General features: G+C 46.0%; 14 protein-coding genes. 11 read left to right on the plus strand and 3 right to left on the minus strand.

Going from position 1 to position 20,156, the window contains the following annotated elements; all coding sequences use genetic code 11:
- Entirely contained in the window at nt 1-3,474 is a 3,474-nt protein-coding gene (mfd, locus tag L2755_RS01805) for a transcription-repair coupling factor (RefSeq protein ID WP_248979142.1), read from the minus strand.
- 90 nt (nt 3,475-3,564) lie between these two features.
- Nucleotides 3,565-4,149 (minus strand): hypothetical protein, encoded by a 585-nt coding sequence (locus L2755_RS01810; protein ID WP_248979041.1) that lies wholly within the window; start codon nt 4,147-4,149, stop codon nt 3,565-3,567.
- A gap of 208 nt (nt 4,150-4,357) precedes the next feature.
- Here L2755_RS01810 and L2755_RS01815 point away from each other — a divergent pair, with 208 nt between their 5' ends.
- The 7 genes from L2755_RS01815 (at nt 4,358) to L2755_RS01845 (ending at nt 13,738) form a co-directional block, all read left to right on the plus strand.
- On the plus strand, nt 4,358-5,581 hold the full coding sequence (locus L2755_RS01815; protein ID WP_248979042.1) for a lipoprotein-releasing ABC transporter permease subunit: 1,224 nt from the start codon (nt 4,358-4,360) through the stop codon (nt 5,579-5,581).
- A gap of 10 nt (nt 5,582-5,591) precedes the next feature.
- Nucleotides 5,592-6,290, plus strand: coding sequence for a lipoprotein-releasing ABC transporter ATP-binding protein LolD (gene lolD, locus L2755_RS01820; protein WP_248979043.1), 699 nt, complete (start codon nt 5,592-5,594; stop codon nt 6,288-6,290).
- Nucleotides 6,287-7,540, plus strand: a complete 1,254-nt coding sequence (gene lolE, locus L2755_RS01825; RefSeq protein ID WP_248979044.1) for a lipoprotein-releasing ABC transporter permease subunit LolE — start codon at nt 6,287-6,289, stop codon at nt 7,538-7,540. Before lolD ends, lolE begins: the two co-directional genes overlap by 4 nt.
- Before the next feature lie 390 nt (nt 7,541-7,930).
- Nucleotides 7,931-9,052, plus strand: coding sequence for a heme-binding protein (locus L2755_RS01830; protein ID WP_248979045.1), 1,122 nt, complete (start codon nt 7,931-7,933; stop codon nt 9,050-9,052).
- A gap of 781 nt (nt 9,053-9,833) precedes the next feature.
- Nucleotides 9,834-10,088: a hypothetical protein gene (locus tag L2755_RS01835; RefSeq protein WP_248979046.1), complete on the plus strand. Its 255-nt coding sequence runs from the start codon at nt 9,834-9,836 to the stop codon at nt 10,086-10,088.
- A 141-nt stretch (nt 10,089-10,229) separates the two neighbouring features.
- A complete protein-coding gene (locus L2755_RS01840) occupies nt 10,230-12,710 on the plus strand; it encodes a TOMM precursor leader peptide-binding protein (RefSeq protein WP_248979047.1) in 2,481 nt (826 codons plus the stop codon).
- Nucleotides 12,711-12,784: 74 nt separating this feature from the next.
- On the plus strand, nt 12,785-13,738 hold the full coding sequence (locus L2755_RS01845) for a Gfo/Idh/MocA family oxidoreductase (RefSeq protein WP_248979048.1): 954 nt from the start codon (nt 12,785-12,787) through the stop codon (nt 13,736-13,738).
- A gap of 105 nt (nt 13,739-13,843) precedes the next feature.
- Here L2755_RS01845 and L2755_RS01850 read toward each other — a convergent pair whose 3' ends face one another.
- A complete protein-coding gene (locus L2755_RS01850) occupies nt 13,844-14,344 on the minus strand; it encodes a glycine cleavage system transcriptional repressor (RefSeq protein ID WP_248979049.1) in 501 nt (166 codons plus the stop codon).
- A 180-nt stretch (nt 14,345-14,524) separates the two neighbouring features.
- On the opposite strand from L2755_RS01850, the gene L2755_RS01855 reads away from it, so the two are divergent.
- The 4 genes from L2755_RS01855 to phoU all read left to right on the plus strand — a co-directional run bounded on the left by L2755_RS01855 (nt 14,525) and on the right by phoU (nt 20,094).
- Nucleotides 14,525-16,780, plus strand: coding sequence for an ABC transporter permease subunit (locus L2755_RS01855; RefSeq protein ID WP_248979050.1), 2,256 nt, complete (start codon nt 14,525-14,527; stop codon nt 16,778-16,780).
- 75 nt (nt 16,781-16,855) lie between these two features.
- Nucleotides 16,856-18,508 (plus strand): phosphate ABC transporter permease PstA, encoded by a 1,653-nt coding sequence (gene pstA, locus L2755_RS01860; protein WP_248979051.1) that lies wholly within the window; start codon nt 16,856-16,858, stop codon nt 18,506-18,508.
- A 31-nt stretch (nt 18,509-18,539) separates the two neighbouring features.
- On the plus strand, nt 18,540-19,358 hold the full coding sequence (gene pstB, locus L2755_RS01865) for a phosphate ABC transporter ATP-binding protein PstB (protein WP_248979052.1): 819 nt from the start codon (nt 18,540-18,542) through the stop codon (nt 19,356-19,358).
- A 25-nt stretch (nt 19,359-19,383) separates the two neighbouring features.
- Complete coding sequence (gene phoU / locus L2755_RS01870) at nt 19,384-20,094, plus strand: phosphate signaling complex protein PhoU (protein ID WP_248979053.1); 711 nt, start codon at nt 19,384-19,386, stop codon at nt 20,092-20,094.
- Nucleotides 20,095-20,156 lie beyond the last annotated feature (62 nt).

Raw genomic sequence — 20,156 nt, forward strand, 5'->3', positions numbered from 1 at the left:
TTACTCTCCAATGCGATGTTGAGACAACTGTTCAATTAACAGTTTGATGAGCGCTAGCCTGTCTTTGGCTGATTCAGATGGCATGCTAAATTTTAGCTTATTGGGGCCATCCATTCGATAAATTTGCGGCTGGTTCTGTAACAAACCAATAATAAAGGTGGGCTCCACTTTATTATTTTCGCCAAATTCTATGCTACCACCTTTTGCGTGCATTTCGATTTTTCGAAGACCCAGCTGGGTGGCAAGGTGTTTATAGAGAGTGAGTGCCATTAAGTTTTTAGTGGGCTCAGGCAGCATACCGAAGCGGTCAATAAATTCCACTTTTAGCTCGTTGAGCGCTTTTTCTGTTTTACAGTTAGCGATGCGTTTATATAGCGAAAGTCGCATATTAACATCACTGACATAGTCTTCTGGCAACAGGGCAGGGATCCGCAAATCAATTTCACTTTGTTGACGTAGCATCTGATCGAGTGAAAGTTCTTTACCGTCTTTTAGTAATTTAACGGCCTCTTCAAGCATCTCCATATAAAGGGTAAAACCAATCTTGGAAATGTGACCACTTTGTTCGTCGCCAAGTAACTCTCCCGCGCCACGGATCTCTAAATCCTGAGTTGCCAACATAAAACCTGCGCCGAGATCCTCTAAAGCCCCAATGGCTTCTAATCGCTTGCGCGCATCTTTTGTCATGCTCTTTGGATGCGGGGTCATCATATATGCATAGGCTTGGTGATGAGAGCGGCCAACACGGCCTCGTAATTGATGCAGCTGCGCTAAACCAAACTTGTCAGCCCGTTCAATTACAATGGTGTTTGCTGAGGGCACATCAATACCGGTTTCAATAATGGTGGTACAGACTAATACATTAAAGCGCTGATGATAAAAGTCGGACATGACTCGTTCAAGTTCGCGTTCGCGCATCTGTCCATGGGCGGTAACAACCCGAGCTTCGGGGAGTAACTCGCGTATCTCTGCTGCTCTTTTTTCAATAGTTTCAACGTTATTATGTAAAAAATAGACTTGACCACCACGTAAAATCTCTCGCAGCAGTGCTTCTCTAATTAAGGCTTCATCATATTCACGGATAAAGGTTTTTACGGCCAAACGCTTAGCCGGTGGTGTGGCGATAATTGACAAGTCACGCATTCCGGACATGGCCATATTCAAGGTGCGCGGAATAGGGGTTGCGGTTAATGTCAGGATATCGACATTGGCACGCAGTGCCTTAATCTTTTCTTTTTGCCTAACCCCAAAACGGTGCTCTTCATCGATAACCAGTAAGCCTAAGTTTTCAAATTTTGCCTCAGACTGCAACAACTTATGGGTACCTATAACTATATCCACTTTGCCATTGGTTAAGTCTTTCATCACTTGGGTTTGTTCTTTGGCTGTTTTGAAGCGTGACATCACTTCTATTTTAAACGGCCAATCAGCAAAACGGTCTTGAAAATTCTCGAAATGTTGCTGTGCAAGTAGCGTTGTTGGCACTAAAATTGCCACTTGTTTGCCGTCATTAACGGCCACAAATGCAGCGCGCATGGCGACTTCCGTTTTACCAAAACCAACGTCACCACAGACTAATCTGTCCATTGCCCTGGGGGTGCGCATATCTTCTAGTACTGCTGCTATCGCCGTTTCTTGGTCAACGGTTTCTTCAAACGGGAAGCTGCCGACAAATTGTGCATACTCCTCTTGGTCAATATGACAAGCGTCACCCGGCCTTGATTGCCTACGTGCATATACATCTAACAGCTCAGCGGCAACGTCACGAATTTTCTCAATGGCTTTGCGTTTCGCTTTTGCCCAGCTTTCGTTGCCCAGCTTGTTAAGGTTTGCCTCTTCATCGGGCCCGACACTGTAGCGGCTAATGAGGTGTAAAGAGGACACTGGCACGTAGAGTTTGTCACCGCCGGAATACTCTAGGATCAAATATTCTGCCACAAGACCACCAGTATCAAGTGTTTCAAGGCCTTGATAACGCGCGATACCGTGTTCAAGATGGACTATCGGCTGGCCTACTTTTAGCTCGGCAAGGTTTTTAACCAATGCATCACTGCTGATCTGACGTTGTTTATCTCGGCGGCGGCGCTGTGAAATGCGTTGACCAAACAGTTCGGTTTCGCAAATCAGGCTGAACTTACCACCGGTTTTTTTCTCAATGACACACCCTTGAGACAGCGGCGAGACAATCAGTCCGAGTTTGGTTTTACTGGCTGCAAATTCGTTAAAGTGACTAAATAGCGTAGGCTTGAGCTTTATCTTACTGAGCAGTTCAACAAGTGCTTCACGGCGACCTTCAGATTCGGCGCTGAATAATAACCTGTCGCCTAGGCCTGCATACTCTTCTAGCAGCGTGAGTGGCTGTTTCAGTTTATGATTTGCGGCTAGATCAGGTAGTTTTAGCGCTTTTGCTTCGATTGCTGTGCCAGTATAGGGCGGCGTTTTTAATTGAAATCTTGGCAACACTTTAAAGGCGCTAAAGATCTGCTCCGTCAAAAGGTACAGCTCTTGCGGGCTCAATAAAGGTCGCAGTGGATCGACTCGTCTATCTTCATAGCGAGTTTCCACTTCATGTAGATGAGCTTGGGTCGCAGCCTCAATATCACCAACAGTGACTAATTGTGTTTTCTCAGGCAAATAATCAAACAGGGTGGCCGTGTCATCAAAAAACAGCGGCAGATAATTTTCTATTCCTGCGGGCATGGTTTTTTTACTGACCATCTGATAAATAGAGCCAGGTTCATTGACTAAAATCTCAAACCGGCGACGGTAACGCTGTCTAAAGCCTTCGATCGCGGCATCATCAGTGGGAAACTCTTTAGCCGGAAGCAGTCGAATCGAGGGGATCTCGTGGCTAGAGCGTTGAGTTTCTGGATCGAAATGTCGAATAGACTCCACTTCATCATCAAATAGCTCAATCCGAAATGGCTGGTTTGATCCCATTGGGAAGATGTCGATGATTGAACCGCGGACGGCAAACTCACCGTGTTCGTATACTTGCTCAACACTATGGTAGCCGGTATTGATCAATTGCTCTCTAACATCATGCAGCTGATAGTTATCACCTTTCTCCAAAATAAGCACATTACCACTTAAGAAGGATTTTGGAGGCAGTTTAACCATGAGTGTGGTGATCGGCACTATGACAACGCTTTGCTGCGCCTGAGGGATCCTCGACAGCGCTTCAAGACGTTGCGAGACTAAATCTTGATGAGGAGAGAAGCTGTCATAGGGAAGGGTTTCCCTGTCTGGAAATAGCCATATTGCTATCGATGCTTCACTAAGCAAATAGCCAAGCTCAGACTCTAGCGCTATGGCACTAGGAGTATCAGCAGTCACCACAAGTGTCACACCTGGATGTTGCTTAGCAATATTAGCGATAGTAAGCGCTTGGGCAGCGCCACCAAGAGTACACAGCGTTTGTGCTAATTTAGCACTCTTGACTGCTGGTGGAGTCAATACAGAAAAAGCATTCATTAAGGGCGAGGATACGAGTCCAATAACAGCAAAGTTGCTTGGCATTGTAGTGGCTTGGGCTCGCTCTGGCCAGTTAAAACTGGTTTTAGATTACGGGGCTAACTTTCGTAATTTTAGTTGTTTCTGCTGTAGGCTTAAGCTTGCTTTTACTAATTGCTCTACGTCAGCATCTTGAATGACACTAAACGCTAATTCAATGCTGAAGGCCTGGGGCGTATCATCAATTTCATTGGAGATTAACGAACAGCTTTGCACGGTCGCAAAACAGAGTAGCGCGACTAACTCCTCTTTAATATTGACGTTAACTTTAAACTGGCTACCCACAGTTATCGCTTCATTGGCCGTTAATCTTATGGAACTTCCGCCAAAATGGCTGCCGATATAATGATGACCTTCATACTCCTCTTTGGCGATGATGTGCTGCAACACCATGTCAATTTTACGAGATTGGAGTTTCAAAAATTCAACAACAGTTTTGGCGTCATCATCAAGGTGGCGCAGTTGCAACAGGCAATCTGATTCGAGCACTTTTATGTCACTAATAAGCTGCAAGCTCGGAGGTAACATAAAACTCAATTGCGCTACAGACGGGAGCGACTGGCCGTTGTCCCAAGCTTGTAGATAGACATCAAATGGATGATTAATACTAAAATAGGCGCTAGAGTCATTTAACAATGGTTTTGCCTCTTGTCTTTAGGGGGCTAATACCCCTATTATCGTGCGCATCTTTATGATTTAGCAAGGTTAGAGGCGTAAATGTCTTTGCTTTATTAATTAATAGAGTATTGCTGAGTAGTATTGGTTAGATTTAGTCGCGTTTACAGTGTCCTAAATTGTATCTTTATTAGCATCAGAATTGGTTTGACTTTATTTGGGCTTTTTAATGAATTTTTCATTATCTTTCTATATTGGTTACCGTTATTGGCGCGCAAGAAAAGCCAATGCGTTTGCATCTTTTATTACTATTTTTTCTGTGTCAGGTATTTTGCTCGGAGTGGCAGCTCTGATTGTTGTCAGCTCGGTGATGAATGGCCTTGAAGGGCAGCTTAAAGAGCGTATTTTGGGCGCTGTGCCACAGCTTACTATTCACTCTTCTGTGCCGTTAGAAAACTGGCAGCAAGATGTTACTCATTTGTCGGCCTTAAAAGGTGTGCAAGGGGTAACGCCGAGTGTGTCGACTCAAGCGATGTTACAATCGCCCTCGAATATCGGCGCTGCGCAAATTTATGGCGTATACCCAGAGCAAGAGAAAAGCCTGCTTAGCCTTACGCGCAATACTTATTCAGGTAATTTCGATGCGCTGAACCCTGGAAAGTATCAAATCATACTGGGCGCAGAGTTAGCGCGTAACCTTGATGTGGTTGTCGGTAACAAAATTCGCGTCCTTAGTGGCGATGGTGTGGTTTATACGCCATTTGGTCCGGTTCCAAGTCAACGTAAGTTCACCGTGGCTGGCGTGTTTGAAATGGGCTCACAAGTCGATGCTAGCGTCGCTTATATCCACCATGACGATGCGCAGCGCCTAATGCGGCAAAAAGCGGGTGAAGTGAAGCAACTGCGGGTTTATCTTGATGATCCCTTTAATGCAGCAACAATTGCGCCGAGCGTGGTGGATTATTTTCCGAACCAAGTGACCACCACGGATTGGCGTGACACTTATGGGCACCTTTTTGGCGCCGTTAAGATGGAAAAGAACATGATGTCATTAATGCTCAGCCTTATTATTGCGGTTGCCGCATTTAATATCGTATCGGCACTGGTGATGATGGTTGTCGATAAAACCACTGACGTTGCCGTGTTAAAAACCCAAGGCTTAACGACGGCAGATGTGATGGGGATCTTTATGATCCAAGGTTCGCTCAATGCTATTATTGGTTTGATATCGGGTGTTGCTACTGGGATATTATTGACCATAAATTTAAACGAGATCACTAATGTATTAGGGATCTCTATTCTTGGTGCAGGTCAAAACTTGCCGGTACAACTCGAATTTAACCAACTGAGCTGGATAGTTGTCGGCACGCTTGTCATCACTCTATTAGCCACCATTTACCCCGCTTTGAGAGCTGCAAATGTTCAGCCAGCGAGCACCCTTAGACATGAATAGTGAGTTAATAATGAATTCAGAACTATTGCTAAAAGTCAGCAATGTGAGTAAACGTTACAACGATGGTTCGGTTGAAACTCAGGTGCTGCATAGTGTCGATTTAGAAGTTTACAAGGGCGAGCAACTTGCCATTGTCGGTAGCTCTGGCTCAGGTAAAAGCACATTGCTGCATATTATGGGCACACTTGATAAGCCAACGAGTGGCAATGTGACCATGCTCGATGAAGATCTCTATCAATTGTCGAGTAAACGCCAAGCACAAGTGCGTAACCGTAATATTGGTTTTATCTACCAATTTCATCATCTTCTCCCTGAGTTTACTGCATTGGAAAATGTGTCTATGCCAGCCTTGATACAGGGTAAAAAACGCAAAGAGGTAGAAAGTAAGGCCACCGCTTTACTTGAGCGAGTCGGGTTAGGGCACCGTCTGGCACACACTCCCGCGGAGCTGTCGGGTGGAGAGCGCCAGCGTGTGGCTATCGCTAGAGCTTTGATTAACGATCCTAAATTGGTACTAGCTGATGAGCCAACGGGCAATCTTGACGCCAACAGTGGCGAGGCCGTTTACGAACTGATCACTGAACTCGCCGCGCAATTAGGTACAGCATTTGTTGTTGTGACCCATGATCAACAGCTTGCAGCAAGAATGGATCGGCAGCTACACATGAAAGATGGTTACTTGGTCAATGCTGAGGAGCTGGCTGGATGAAAAGTTTGTTAGCGATGCGGATTGGTTGGCGTTTTTATTTAGCCCGTCAGTCAAACCGTTTTATTAACTTTATTTCGTTTGCCTCTACTGCTGGTATTGCACTGGGTGTCGCGGTGCTGATTATCGTTTTATCAGCGATGAATGGCTTTGAAAAGGAGCTAGAACAGCGACTCTTAGGCGTGGTTTCTCACGGTGAATTAGTCGGCGTTAATGAGCCTATACATGATTGGCAGTTGATCGTCGCGGATGCTGATAAGGTCCCTGGTATTGTTGCTGCGGCGCCTTTTGTACGGATGCAAGGTCTGGTGCAAAAGCCGGGCGGCTTTCAAGGATTAACGGTGCTTGGCATTGATGTGGCGCAAGAGGCAAAAGTCTCAAATATCCGCGACTTTATGTCTGAGCAGAGCTGGCAAAGTTTGCAAGGTGCTGAACAGAATAATATTGTGCTCGGTAAGGGGTTGGCGAATAACCTAGGGGTTGAAGTTGGTCAATCAATTAGCCTGTATATGCCTAATAAGAATAGCCAGTCTAAAAATAAAATAGCTGCCGCTAAGAGTCACCGATTTGTAGTTTCCGGGATTTTTGAACTCGGGGGTGAGCTCGATACAACCACCGCCTATGTGCCTATGGCGTATGCGGCCAAACTGTTGAAATTAGAGCAAGGCGTTTCCGGCGTACGTATTAAGGTTAACAATGTTTTCGAGGCGCCAATGTTGATCCGTGATCTTGGCTTTAGCCAAAAACAATATGTTTATATATCTGACTGGACTCGCACTCAGGGTCATTTATACCAAGATATACAACTCGTCAGAATGGTGATGTATCTTGTATTGGCTTTAGTTATCGCAGTGGCTTGTTTTAATATTGTATCAACGTTGGTGATGGCGGTACGTGATAAACAGTCGGAAATCGCTATCTTGTTAACCATGGGCATGAAAAAGATGTCAGTGATGCTAATCTTTATTGTACAAGGCGCACTCAATGGCATTTTAGGCTGCTTCATCGGCTCTATTTTTGGAGTCACCATAGCGCTTAACTTAAGTGATATCGCCAAAGGAATTGAATCTATATTAGGTGTTCAACTGCTTTCAGCGGATGTCTATTTTATTGACTTTCTACCATCACAACTAGTGGCTAATGATGTCATTACTGTCGTTTCTCTCGCTTTTTTAATGAGCTTAATCGCTACCCTTTATCCAGCTTGGAAAGCAAGTCAAACTCCGCCAGCTAGTGCATTGGCAGGCCGTTAGAACCGCTATTTGTGATGACAAATATAAGCACTTTATAGGTCTTTGGTGTTAGAGTGATCGCCACTGCGATCACTGCCTCTCTTCAGTAAACCTTACCTAAACCTTACGTTAACCTTACCCTGCATATCGCACTGTTGTTATGTTCAGCTCACATGGCTGCTGCAACATAATTTTCGTGATCATTTATTTTGCCATTGATGTACTTGACTCGATTTTCATCGTGTTTTTTCACTCCTTTTTTATGGACTGATTATCCTCATAAAGTGCTATTTTTATGCTGGATCTGCTGTGTTAGCTTTTCAATACCCCCATTTCAATGGTGTTTGATGCCTTTATGGCTGGGCATGGAAGCCTTGATTTGGTCAATTGTAAAAGCATGGAGCAATGACAATGAACGCAAAACCAGATTTAGAACAGTTAGACATGAGTGTGCAGCAACTAACATCGGTAGTTGCCGAACTAGAGAAGCAATGCCCTGTTGCCGAGCAAGCTGTACCGGAGAGTGCACCGCTTGGTTGTCCTATTACTAGGTGCAATGATTCAAACCCTTCGACTCGTCTATGTGCTGTTAATACGCCAGTGCAGTCACCTTTTGTCCCCGATTATGATATTCCACTGCTTGCGCCTGGTGGTGGTGATACCAAGCCAGACATATTGGCTAAACTGGGCCCGTTGGCAGGCTTGATTGGTACGTGGGTTAGCCAACGCTTTAGCGGCTTTAATGTGATGCCTATCCCTCAGGTGACAGCTCCCAATGGTTTTATTTTAAAAAACCACAGTTATTATGAAGTTATTACCTTTAGCGCAATACAAGGTAAGGTGGCTAATCGAAGCGGAGAGTACGAACAAGATGCTTACACCCTGTTTTATGAGCAAAGAGTTTTTTTCGCCGATGGTCCTCAGGCTGATGAGTTAGTCCATGCAGAGAATGGGTCTTGGTTACATCAAGTCACCGCTCCTCAGGGACAAAACTCCCTTAATACTCGGCCCTTTATTCCCACTCCGCCGGCACCGAATCCTATCCCAGCCCAAAATCCACTCACCGCAATTGTTAAGCAAGTATCGGTGCCCCATGGTAACTCCATCTTGGCACTGGGAGGAGCGAGTAAAATATTTGGTGCGCCAAAGATCCCTGTGGCCAATTGTTTACCACTTGATGCACCAAAAGCTTTCAATGTTGCCTATGGTGTCGATGATGCAAAAAACCCTAATATCAACCCGAATGCCGTCTTGAATGTAGCACTGTTGGAACTGGCTGCTAAAGGCGTGCAAGTGAGCAATACCACAACACTCACGGTAGACAGCTGTAACAAAGGTGCCATCGCCAACACGCCATTTATGAAGAAGCATTCAGATGTCTCGGCGTTTAGTACTACCTACTGGCTAGAGCAGTTATCAACCGGTCAGCTGCAACTGCAATATACGCAAGATATCACCTTGGACCTGCCCATCGGCGGCAAAAAATATAAGTTCCCCCATATTACCGCAAACACATTAACCAAAGTTCAGTAGTACTTTGCAGAGCGATTTTTAATCCATTTACTGTCATTAAAGATCGAACACTAATTTGAGTTCGAGGAGGCTGTCTATCCTCGATTCAAACAGCGTTCTTGAGCCGTCACAGCTAGAGCTATGGAGGGCTTGAGGCGTTCAACTGTCTCGAAATATTTTTTGGGACCATCTGTTAGCAATTTCTACGCTATTGACTTAGCTTCAAGGAATGAAAAATGAGTGAGAAAACGATAAAGGAACTTCAGCTTCAGGTGACGGAATTAACGTCCAAAGTAAAAGAGTTGGAAGTTCAATGTAGTAACCAAGCCTCGGCAGATAAATGCTTAGTCTGCGCCGCAGCTGAATGTGTGGTGTGCGACAGTGGTCAATCTGTGCGTAAGTGTGATAATTGCCTACCCTGTATTATCAATTTTTGCGCACCCTGCAGCGTGAGCTTCTGTGCTCAATGCGATCAAAGTGCGGCTTATTGCTGCATCACCTGCCAACCTAGTGTTAAGTGCGTCACCTGTGCACCTGGGCCAGTTTATTATTGCCAGCCTTGTCAGCCGACAGTGCTATGTTCACCCTGTCAGCCCAATCTGCAATGTGTACCCTGTGTTCCTGGCCCGGTCTACTATTGTGCGCCTTGCCAGCCAACAGCACAGTGCGTGACCTGTTCCGCTGGGCCTGTTGAGCTATGTGCACCATGCCAGCCGAACCTGCAGTGTGCACCTTGCTACTATTGCGTACCCTGTCAGCCCACAGCACAGTGCGTGACCTGTTCCGCTGGGCCTGTTGAGCTATGCGCACCATGCCAGCCGAACGTGCAATGCGCACCTTGCTACTATTGCGTACCCTGTCAGCCGACAGTGCAATGTGTCACCTGCTCACCAAGCCCAGTTGCTTATTGCGCCCAGTGTCAGCCCACGCCGTGCGCAACAGGCCTGCAATGTTTGACCTGCCAACCCACGTTACAGTGCGTAACGTGTGCGCCGAGTCCAGTAAGTTACTGTGTACAGTGTCAGCCGACATCAAATCTGCAATGTGTCACCTGTAGTCCTTGTGACACTGGATATCAGTGTGCGAGTTCGCCGGTAACGTTTTGTTTATTGAGTGCGACTAGTTAACTTGGTTTAATTATGGAAAAGCAAACAATTCTAGCGAAGTGCTAGGGTTGTTTGGATTAAAGGAATATAAGATGAATACTCTTTTGCTATCACCAGCTGCCACCATTACACCAAATTTTCATGGTGTCTTATTGCAATCAGATCTAGGCGATTTTCAGCTGCATGGTAAAGGTGTCAGTGACTTTGTCATCACTGTTGTGCCGCTATTGCAGGGTGATAATACAGAGCAAGAAGTGTGTGAAAAACTGCCTGATTATAGCGAAAGCAGTGTGCGCGCCGTTATAGCTCTACTTAAGAAAAATGGGTTGTTGGAGGAGATGGAAGCCGATAACCGCTTTGCGCCACCATGGGCAATGCATCAGCGCTTTATGAATGCCTGGTCTAACAAAGCAACAGCTGAAAATGCATTAAACGATAAGAAAATATTAGTGATTGGGCTGGAGCCTTGGTCAGTGAAAATGGTTGATGAGTTAGCGTCTTCAGGGGTTGGCCATATTCATATTATCGATAATGATGTTGTCACCGCCGACGATATTCTTTGTCACCGGGCCTTTGGTCAGCAAAGTCTTGGACTGCCCCGCGCTGACGTTTTGAAAGAGGCCATTGCGCAGCAAAGCCCTTGGTGCAAAGTCACCACGCAATCACTCACCAAAGGGAGTCATGGAATCGATTTAGCCGATGAATTGGACTGGGAACTGGTGGTTGTTACGCTCAGTAAGGAGGCTAAACATTGGCTCTACCAAATATCTAAAACACTGCAGCACCATGATCTACCTGCGCTCTATGGCAGTTTAGACGGGTTAGAGTCTTGGATAGGCCCTGCGGTTAATCTAACCCATGCAACGAGTGCTATCGATGCATGTTGGAACTGCCTACGTTTACGCCGATTGGGCACAGAGCAAGTCCCTGATTTAGCGCACGAGTTAGACAAGAGTGCTAACAATAGCCAACAAACAAGTCGAGCGCGCAGCATGCTCACCTCGATGGCTGCACTTACGGGGCATCAACTTACGATGGAAGTGATAAAGCTATTATCTGGCTACATTCAAACCGATCTGGTGGGTAAGGTGAATGTGCAAAACCTGGTGACCAGTCAGGCTGAATCTCATAAAATTATCCCAGTGCCTTGGTGTAAGGTATGCGGTTATGATCATAACTTAGCTGCAGCCCATACGTCGCTCGTTAAAGAGCAGCAGTTACAACATGCAGCGATGCAAGTTGGCGCAATGAGCGCAGTCTCTGCACATCAAATTGAACTGACTAACCCGCTGAACCGAGCTAATACCATTGATGATGTCAACCAGCTATTCGAAGGTTGGGTCGATAGCAAAACCGGCATCATTCGCCAGTTAAGCGGCCATTCACCGCAGTTACCAGACTTTCCGGTTACCGCCTCAGCCAGCGTATCCAATTTTACCTCTGGGCAGTATGATCCTCGCGCAGTAGGGCAAGTAGGATCAGGTAAAGGTCTTGATGGTGTCTCTGCCCACATAAGCGCCATCGGTGAGGCCATTGAGCGCTACTCAGCGGCAAGATATCGCCTTGAAGATTGTCACTATGCATCGATTAGTCAGCTAACAGGAGATTACCTCGATCCCAATGACTTGGTGCTGTACTCAAAAAAGCAGTATCACTCGGCGCAATTTCCATTTTCGCGCTGGAATAAAAAACGCAAAATCCATTGGAGCAAAGGTGTCTATTTAGGTGGGCAAGAGCCGGTATGGGTTCCCTCTTTAGTCAGCTATTTCAACTTCAGCAGCCCCTATGAAGAGCAGTTCAGTCAAGTGTCTTCAAACGGATTAGCGGCAGGGCAAGATAACGACGACGCCGCCATCAGAGCGACTTACGAGCTTATTGAGCGTGATGCCATGATGTTAACTTGGTACGCCAAGCATCCATGCCAACGACTGAAGCTTGATGCCGTCAATAACGGCAAGATGCGAGTTATGCTCGATGAACTGTCAGCAACGGGCGTGACATTGGAGCTTTATCTGCTGGATGTGGGGGTTCATGTTCCTACGGTTGTTTGCTTAGCCTTTGGCGATGGACTGCGCACACCTGCGGTGTCGGTAGCCCTTGCTTGCCATGGCGATATTCAAGTGGCGATGAAAAAAGCACTGCTAGAGCAGGGACATGTGATGCCGTATCTATGTCACCTGATGAGAACTGGCGCCAAAGTGCCACAACATGTGACCGAGGTGCAAAGCCTTGAGGATCACGCGGCCTATTATTTTAAATTAGCAAAGCGCTCAGCTTTCGACTTTATGCGCCAACCTGCCGAGCAGGCAATTAATATAGAGCAGTGGGGCTATCCAGTGGTCAAAGACTCGGCCGATTTAAATCAACGGTTACTCGATGCCGATGTAAAGGTTGCCATTGTCGATGTGACCTCTCCAGATGTGGCTTTGAGCCCCTTTAGAGTCGCCAGAGCGGTGGGCAAGCATATGCAGCCGATCCATTTTGGCGAGCAATTTAAACGAATCGATAATCCGCGCTTGAAGCTGTTACTAGGGAGTAAAGTGGTCAATATGGATCCCCACCCGATCGCGTAGCGAGCAGCAACGATGTGCGAGTTTGTAATGAGAAGCTCGCAACGAAAACACTTTTTTACATCAAGGACGAACAGATGAATGTACTGGTATGTGGTACTAACTATGGCGCGACTTATATTCGCGCATTGGCAACACAGCCGCAAAACCTAAACTTAGCGGGCATATTGTCTACTGGAAGCAAACGCTCGATGGAATATGCGGCGCAGTTTCAGGTAGCACACTTTACTCAAATAGAGCAGATCCCAACAGGCAGTATTGATATCGCCTGTATTGCTGTGTCAGGTGAAGCGGGGCAAAACTTGACGATACATTGCCTCAATCAAGGCATTCATGTTTTGTGTGAGCACCCTGTAGGGGAAGAGTTTGTCCGATACGCCCTTAGTTTAGCTGCGCAAAAAGGTTGCCGGTTTCATGTTAATGCACATTTTGCAGATCTTAATGCGCCCCAAGCCTTTTACCAAGCTATCTCTGTTGCTACCCAGCAAGCCGCTTGTTTGCATTTTGACCTCAATGTCAATTTACGCACCTTATACTCAGGACTCGACTTGTTAGGCAGAGCCTTAGGCTCACTGTCGAATATTGAACTAGTCCCAGCGACTCAAGCCGCTAAGAGTCGGGGATTATTTGAAACACTGCAGTTAACGGGACCTGAATTTTCAGTGTCTATCTTATGCCAGAACTTTGCATCGGAACATGATGATGGTAGTGCAACACTGCTCAATCATCGTTTCAGCGCCACATTCCCCCATGGTAACTTGTTGCTCTGTGAAACTGCAGGTCCCGTCTACTGGTTTCCATCACCTGTTTCTATGCCTGCGGAAACATGGCAAAGCTATCTGCCTGTGCAAGTAGAGCCGAGCAATCAATATCAGTTAATGCAGCAGCGAGATAATGCCAATATCATTGCGTTAAATAAGTTAATGGTTAGCATTACAGATCCCGGCGCAATCATTGAGCAGCAGCCAGAGTACCTGTTGGGATTATCAAGATTATGGGAAAGAGCATTAGCTGTTTTACAGTGCGGTTAGCCGTTGTTTTTTGTAGCGCCTAAAAGGTTATTAACGTTCAGCAAAGTGAGCCAAATAGTAGCTCACTTAAATCAGTGTCAATTGAACGAAAACAGGTTGGTTAAACTAAGCAGTTACTTTATCTAGCACCACATCATCACCAATGGCATACAACGCTTCGGTCAATTTATCCTCATGGCTGGCATCTTTAAGGCCCAAATCAAACTCTGCTCTAAACAGTGCTATACCGCTATGACTTGCACTTTCATATCGAGTGCTCATATGCTCAATGTTGATCCCTAGCGCACTAATTTTGTTCGATATTTCGTGGACTAATCCAGGTCTGTCGTAAGCAACCAGTGAATAACTAAGGTGGATATCTTTGTTGGCTACTTTTTTTGTTTTGGCGTAGGTTAGCGCAACACCTTCTAGACACTCTAAGGTTTCAATAAGTGCGTCCCATTGAGCTGAAGGCACCTCTAATAGTAAGATCGCAGCAAATATACCATCGATATGGCGCAGCTCAGAATCTAACCAATTTCCGCCGTGATGGCTTACTGCTTGGGCTATTTGCTCTACTAAACCTTCGCGGTCCATCGCTTGTAACGTAACTAAGTATCTCAACATATTGATATAGCTCCATTAATTATTAAGTTAACCGCTGTAACACTAGTGTCATTTTTGCGTCATATAATGCATCACATTAGAATATGTCAACGTAGTGCTTATTTGGTAACACTACAGTTAACATAGTCGTTGATGCAATCCCAGTTTATTTTACTGGCTTTTTAATAATCGAGGTTCTTAATGGAAACTCAGGTATCTCAGCCTGGACCTGCTGCAAAAAACCTATTGATAAACAATGGTACATCGCGCAGAGCAATCATGGACAAAGCAGCCCAAATAGGTGTCACCATTGGTGGAACCATGGTATTTGTGGCGTTGCTACTGATCTTCTTTTATCTACTTTATGTCATTAAGCCTCTATTTGATAGCGTGGAGGTAACGGCTGTTTCGAGTGCCCAATATCATGATACTCAGCCCGCGTTAATGGTCGGCAGTGATGAGCAAAATGAGATCATGTATCGAGTATCACAGCTAGGTAAAGTGGATTTTTTTGATACGCAAACATCACAACTTTTAAGAACGGAGCAGATTAATACGCCAGCAGGCGCAAATATTGTCAGTAGCTCGGCTGCAATACCAAATGAGCAACGCTTTGCATTAGGATTAAGTAATGGTCAAGTGATTATTGCCGCTGTGGAGTTCGTGGTTACCTACCCAGATAACAAACGCCTTATCACGCCTAAGCTTGGATTCTTGAATGGCAATGCGCCACTGACTGTGGATGCTGACGGTCATGCACTTAACCATTTAGCATTTGATGTCAGCAGTGACAAAATGAGCTTTGTTTATCAGGGTGATGACAAAATATGGCGTATCTCTCGTCAGGAAGGCGAAGAGAACATGATGACCGAGGAGGTTGAGTGGGTGTCGTATAAAGGCACTATTCCTGATGCGCCAGTCAACGTTCAACAACAAATAATGACGCCGGATCACCGTCAATTGATTTTGAGTTCAGATAACAAACTGTTTGTTTATGATATTCGTGACGCTGAAGCCGTGAGTTTACGACAAGTGCTTGAACTTGGGCGTGCTAAAGCCAAGGTAACCAATGTGAGTTTGTTAGCCGGTGCTAGCTCTTTGTTGGTCAGCTACGACAGTGGCTTAGTTCAGCAATACTTTCAGGTAAACGGTGAGCAAGGACGTCAATATCAAGAGATCCGCGACTTTGAAAACAAAGCGGGTATTAAGAGTGTCGCCTCTGAGTTTTATCGTAAGAGCTTTGTTACCATTACCGACAAGGGCAACCTAAGCCTGCTCTATACCACCAGTCAGCGTGAGCTTTTCTCCGAAAAATTTGACCTTAAAAACCCCGGTACTGTCGGCTTTAGTCCACGTTCTAACGCGTTGATTGTTGAGGCTGGCGGTAAGCTAAACCTGTTTAGTGTATCCAATACTCACCCTGAAATATCCTGGAGTGCGATGTGGAGTAAGGTGTGGTACGAAGGCTACCCAGAACCTAAATATGTGTGGCAGTCAACGTCAGGTTCAGATGACTTTGAAGCAAAACTAAGCCTAATGCCATTGGCGTTTGGTACCATGAAAGCGGCTTTTTACGCGATGCTATTTGCCACTCCATTGGCTATTGCGGGGGCGATATACACGGCGTATTTCATGTCACCAAAAGTACGCGCAGTGGTTAAGCCAACGATTGAGATAATGGAAGCCTTACCGACGGTTATTCTGGGTTTCTTAGCGGGTCTTTGGCTCGCGCCGCTGATTGAAGAGAATCTGCCTGGCATTATTACCCTGCTCATATTGCTACCCACCTCGATACTGTCTAGCGCATTTGCATGGCATAAACTGCCCGCTAAGTGGAAGCAACGCCTGCCCGATACCTACCAAGAGATTATGTTAATCCCGGTGATCCTCTTTATCGGTTGGTTCTCTTTTGCGATTAGCCCAGGTTTAGAAACAGCGTTCTTTGGTGGTGATACTCGTATGTTTATTACTAATGAGTTAGGCATCACCTTTGACCAACGTAATGCGTTAGTTGTGGGGATAGCCATGGGCTTTGCGGTTATTCCGACTATCTTCTCCATTGCTGAAGATGCGGTGTTCTCGGTACCACGTCATCTGTCAAACGGCAGTTTGGCACTGGGTGCAACCACATGGCAGACCTTAACACGAGTGGTTTTGTTAACAGCAAGTCCAGGGATCTTCTCTGCCGTAATGATGGGGTTAGGTCGCGCTGTAGGCGAAACCATGATTGTGTTAATGGCAACCGGTAACACGGCGATTATGGAGTGGAGTGTTTTCGAAGGGATGAGAACGCTGGCAGCCAACATTGCTGTTGAGATGCCGGAATCTGCCATTGGTAGCTCCCATTACAGGGTGCTGTTCCTTGCTGCTTTTGTACTGTTTATCTTTACGTTCTTCTTCAACACCATTGCAGAAGTTGTTAGACAACGCCTACGTGAACGCTATAGCTCACTGTAATGTTAAAAGTAGAGATATATATGGATATTAAGATGATTAATAATATTTCGCCTGTCGCCGTAAGAGGTATAGCAAATGGGTAAGTGGTTTAAATCTGGCTCTCCGTGGATTTGGATGACCAGTGGCGCTGTGAGCGTGTGTTTAATTGCGGTACTTGGATTACTTTTGCTTATCGCATGGCGTGGTTTAAGTTACTTCTGGCCGGCTGATATCTATCAGTGGCAGATAACGGATCACAATAACCAACGTTCTACCATAATCGGTGAAATATACGATAGAGAAGAGGTGCCCATTGAGCGTCTATTGTCTGCAGGTCATACCTTCGATGCAGACGTTGGCGACACTGTGACACGTTACCTGATTAAAACCGGTAACCGTGAGTTTGTTGACTTAGATTTTCGCTGGGTGATGGAGACCAACATTATTTCGCGCTCTAAGCCCAATGATATTGCGGTCATTGAGCGTAGCAAAAACGGTGATTTTTACGGATATCCAGTCGGGATCATCGAGGATGGTAAGCGCTTAACGCCAGATAACATTGAAACTGCTTTTGCTGAACATATCGAACGAGCGGTGGCGTTAAATGACCGCGCACTCGAGATTCAAAAAGGTGATATCGGTACTATCAACTATGAGCTAGAGAACCTGCGTTTAGAGGCTCGCCGATATGAGTTGGATAATGCACTGACCCAGACTCGAAAAGCTGACATTGAAGCGCAACGCCTGACATTAGATGCTGAGTATCAAGTTGTTGAGAAAGAGTTCTTTGCCCTTAAAACAGAAGCTGGCCGAGACTTTGTTATCATTCGCGACATGCGCGGTGAAGAGGTTACGCTTAAACTCGATACGATTTTAGATGTCACCTACGCTAACCGTCTCACCACGTTAGGCAGGATAGGGCATTGGTTTATCGGTATTGGTAAGTTTGTCAGTGATGATCCACGAGAAGCGAATACCGAAGGCGGGGTATTTCCGGCGATTTTTGGTACCGTGTTTATGGTGATGCTGATGGCGGTGATTGTGACGCCATTTGGGGTGGTCGCGGCCATTTACCTACACGAGTACGCCAAGAAAGGTCCGGTGACTAAGATGATCCGCATCGCGGTGATTAACTTAGCGGGTGTGCCATCAATCGTCTACGGTGTGTTTGGTTTAGGGTTCTTTGTTTACATGTTTGGTGGCTCTATTGACCAACTGTTTTACCCAGAAGCCCTACCTGCGCCCACCTTTGGTTCGCCAGGCGTTCTCTGGTCAGCATTAACCTTAGCCATCTTAACGTTGCCTGTCGTGATTGTATCGACAGAGGAAGGCTTGAGCCGGATCCCTAGTTCGGTGCGTCAAGGTAGTTTGGCGCTGGGCGCGACGAAGGCGGAAACCTTGTGGCGCATTGTTGTTCCAATGGCCAGTCCTGCCATTATGACGGGATTGATTTTGGCGGTGGCACGCGCCGCAGGTGAGGTTGCTCCCTTGATGTTGGTGGGGGTGGTAAAACTTGCGCCAACACTGCCTGTCGACTTGAATTTCCCATTTGTGCATTTAGAACGAAAGTTCATGCACCTAGGTTTCCACATCTATGATGTTGGTTTCCAAAGCCCTAACGTAGAAGCTGCGCGCCCCTTGGTATACGCGACTTCCTTCCTTTTGGTCTCGGTGATCGTGGCATTAAATTTAACCGCCATTGGTGTACGAAACCACTTACGCGAAAAATATCGTTCGCTTGAGCATTAATTGACGATTATCCTAAGTGATAGGAAATAACATGATTTCAATAGATCAATCGGTAATGAAGACTGAAATGCTAGACCTAGAGAACTTAAGTAAAGAAGACACGGCGCTAGAGATCCGTAACCTAAACCTTAAATATGGCAATAAACAGGCACTGTTTGATGTGTCTATGCATATCCCTAAGAAAAAGGTCACGGCTTTTATTGGCCCAAGTGGTTGCGGTAAATCAACCCTATTGCGTTGCATCAACCGCATGAATGACTTAATTGATAACTGCCATACCAGTGGCGAAATATTGCTGCACGGGCAGAACATCTACGACAAAAAAGTCGATGTCGCCGCATTGCGTCGTAATGTGGGTATGGTATTCCAACGTCCAAACCCATTCCCTAAATCAATTTATGAGAATGTGGTGTATGGATTACGCCTTCAAGGCGTTAACAATCGTCGCGATCTTGATGATGCCGCTGAGAGCTCGTTGCGCGGCGCTGCGATTTGGGACGAAGTTAAAGACAGATTGCATGACAATGCCTTTGGCCTCTCTGGCGGACAGCAACAGCGTTTAGTTATCGCTCGTGCTATCGCTATTGAGCCTGAAGTGTTACTGCTTGATGAACCCACATCGGCACTGGACCCAATCTCAACCTTGACGATTGAAGAGTTAATTAATGAGCTTAAATCCAAATATACCGTGGTGATTGTGACGCATAACATGCAGCAGGCTGCGCGAGTGTCAGATCAAACCGCCTTCATGTATATGGGTGAGCTGGTTGAATATGCTGACACCAACACCATATTTACCACGCCGCGTAAGAAAAAGACCGAAGATTACATTACCGGTCGTTACGGCTAAATTGAACTGATAGAGGTTTATTGCAATGGAAAACATGAACTTAAATAAACATATCTCAGGTCAGTTTAACGCTGAACTGGATGATATTCGTAACCGTGTATTGATCATGGGCGGCCTGGTTGAGCGTCAACTAGAGCAGTCTCTTGATGCATTAGCGGCCCTTGATTCCGAGCTGGCTCAAAAAGTGATTGAAGGCGACCATAAAGTGAATGGCATGGAAGTGGCCATTGACGAAGAGTGCACCCGTATCATTGCTAAGCGTCAACCCGCTGCCAGTGATTTACGTCTTGTATTGGCGATATCAAAAACCATTACCGATTTAGAGCGAATTGGCGATGCTTGCGTAAAGATCGCCAAAGCAGCTTTGGATAAACGCTCTAAGAATCAACAGCCATTACTGGTGAGCATCGAAAATATGGGCCGTCATGCGACCCGCACCCTACATGCCACGCTCGACGCACTAGCCCGTATGGACGCCGACGTGGCGCTAGAATTGCACAAAGAAGATGCCAAGCTAGACCAAGAGTACGAAGGTATTATCCGTCAGTTGATGACCTATATGATGGCTGATCCGCGCTCTATTCCTGAAGTGTTAGACGTACTTTGGGCGGCGCGCGCAGTAGAGCGTGTCGGCGATCGTTGTCAGAACATCTGTGAATACATTATCTATTACGTCAAAGGTAAAGATGTGCGCCATGTCTCCTATGAAGAGATGGAGAGAGATCTGGACTTCTAATTTTGCAGTTTTTATTGCATTTTGCTGTAACGAGCTTGACTGCGAAGCCAGTATCGGCCGAA

The sequence above is a fragment of the Shewanella abyssi genome (assembly GCF_023284025.1).
Lineage (GTDB): Bacteria > Pseudomonadota > Gammaproteobacteria > Enterobacterales > Shewanellaceae > Shewanella > Shewanella abyssi.

Bases quoted from the DNA above. Each gene is read 5' to 3' on its own strand.
- mfd (WP_248979142.1), bottom strand. From the start codon at position 3,474: ATGAATGCTTTTTCTGTATTGACTCCACCAGCAGTCAAGAGTGCTAAA.
- L2755_RS01815 (WP_248979042.1), top strand. From the start codon at position 4,358: ATGAATTTTTCATTATCTTTCTATATTGGTTACCGTTATTGGCGCGCA.
- lolD (WP_248979043.1), top strand. From the start codon at position 5,592: ATGAATTCAGAACTATTGCTAAAAGTCAGCAATGTGAGTAAACGTTAC.
- lolE (WP_248979044.1), top strand. From the start codon at position 6,287: ATGAAAAGTTTGTTAGCGATGCGGATTGGTTGGCGTTTTTATTTAGCC.
- L2755_RS01830 (WP_248979045.1), top strand. From the start codon at position 7,931: ATGAACGCAAAACCAGATTTAGAACAGTTAGACATGAGTGTGCAGCAA.
- L2755_RS01835 (WP_248979046.1), top strand. From the start codon at position 9,834: ATGCGCACCATGCCAGCCGAACGTGCAATGCGCACCTTGCTACTATTG.
- L2755_RS01840 (WP_248979047.1), top strand. From the start codon at position 10,230: ATGAATACTCTTTTGCTATCACCAGCTGCCACCATTACACCAAATTTT.
- L2755_RS01845 (WP_248979048.1), top strand. From the start codon at position 12,785: ATGAATGTACTGGTATGTGGTACTAACTATGGCGCGACTTATATTCGC.
- L2755_RS01850 (WP_248979049.1), bottom strand. From the start codon at position 14,344: ATGTTGAGATACTTAGTTACGTTACAAGCGATGGACCGCGAAGGTTTA.
- L2755_RS01855 (WP_248979050.1), top strand. From the start codon at position 14,525: ATGGAAACTCAGGTATCTCAGCCTGGACCTGCTGCAAAAAACCTATTG.
- pstA (WP_248979051.1), top strand. From the start codon at position 16,856: ATGGGTAAGTGGTTTAAATCTGGCTCTCCGTGGATTTGGATGACCAGT.
- pstB (WP_248979052.1), top strand. From the start codon at position 18,540: ATGATTTCAATAGATCAATCGGTAATGAAGACTGAAATGCTAGACCTA.
- phoU (WP_248979053.1), top strand. From the start codon at position 19,384: ATGGAAAACATGAACTTAAATAAACATATCTCAGGTCAGTTTAACGCT.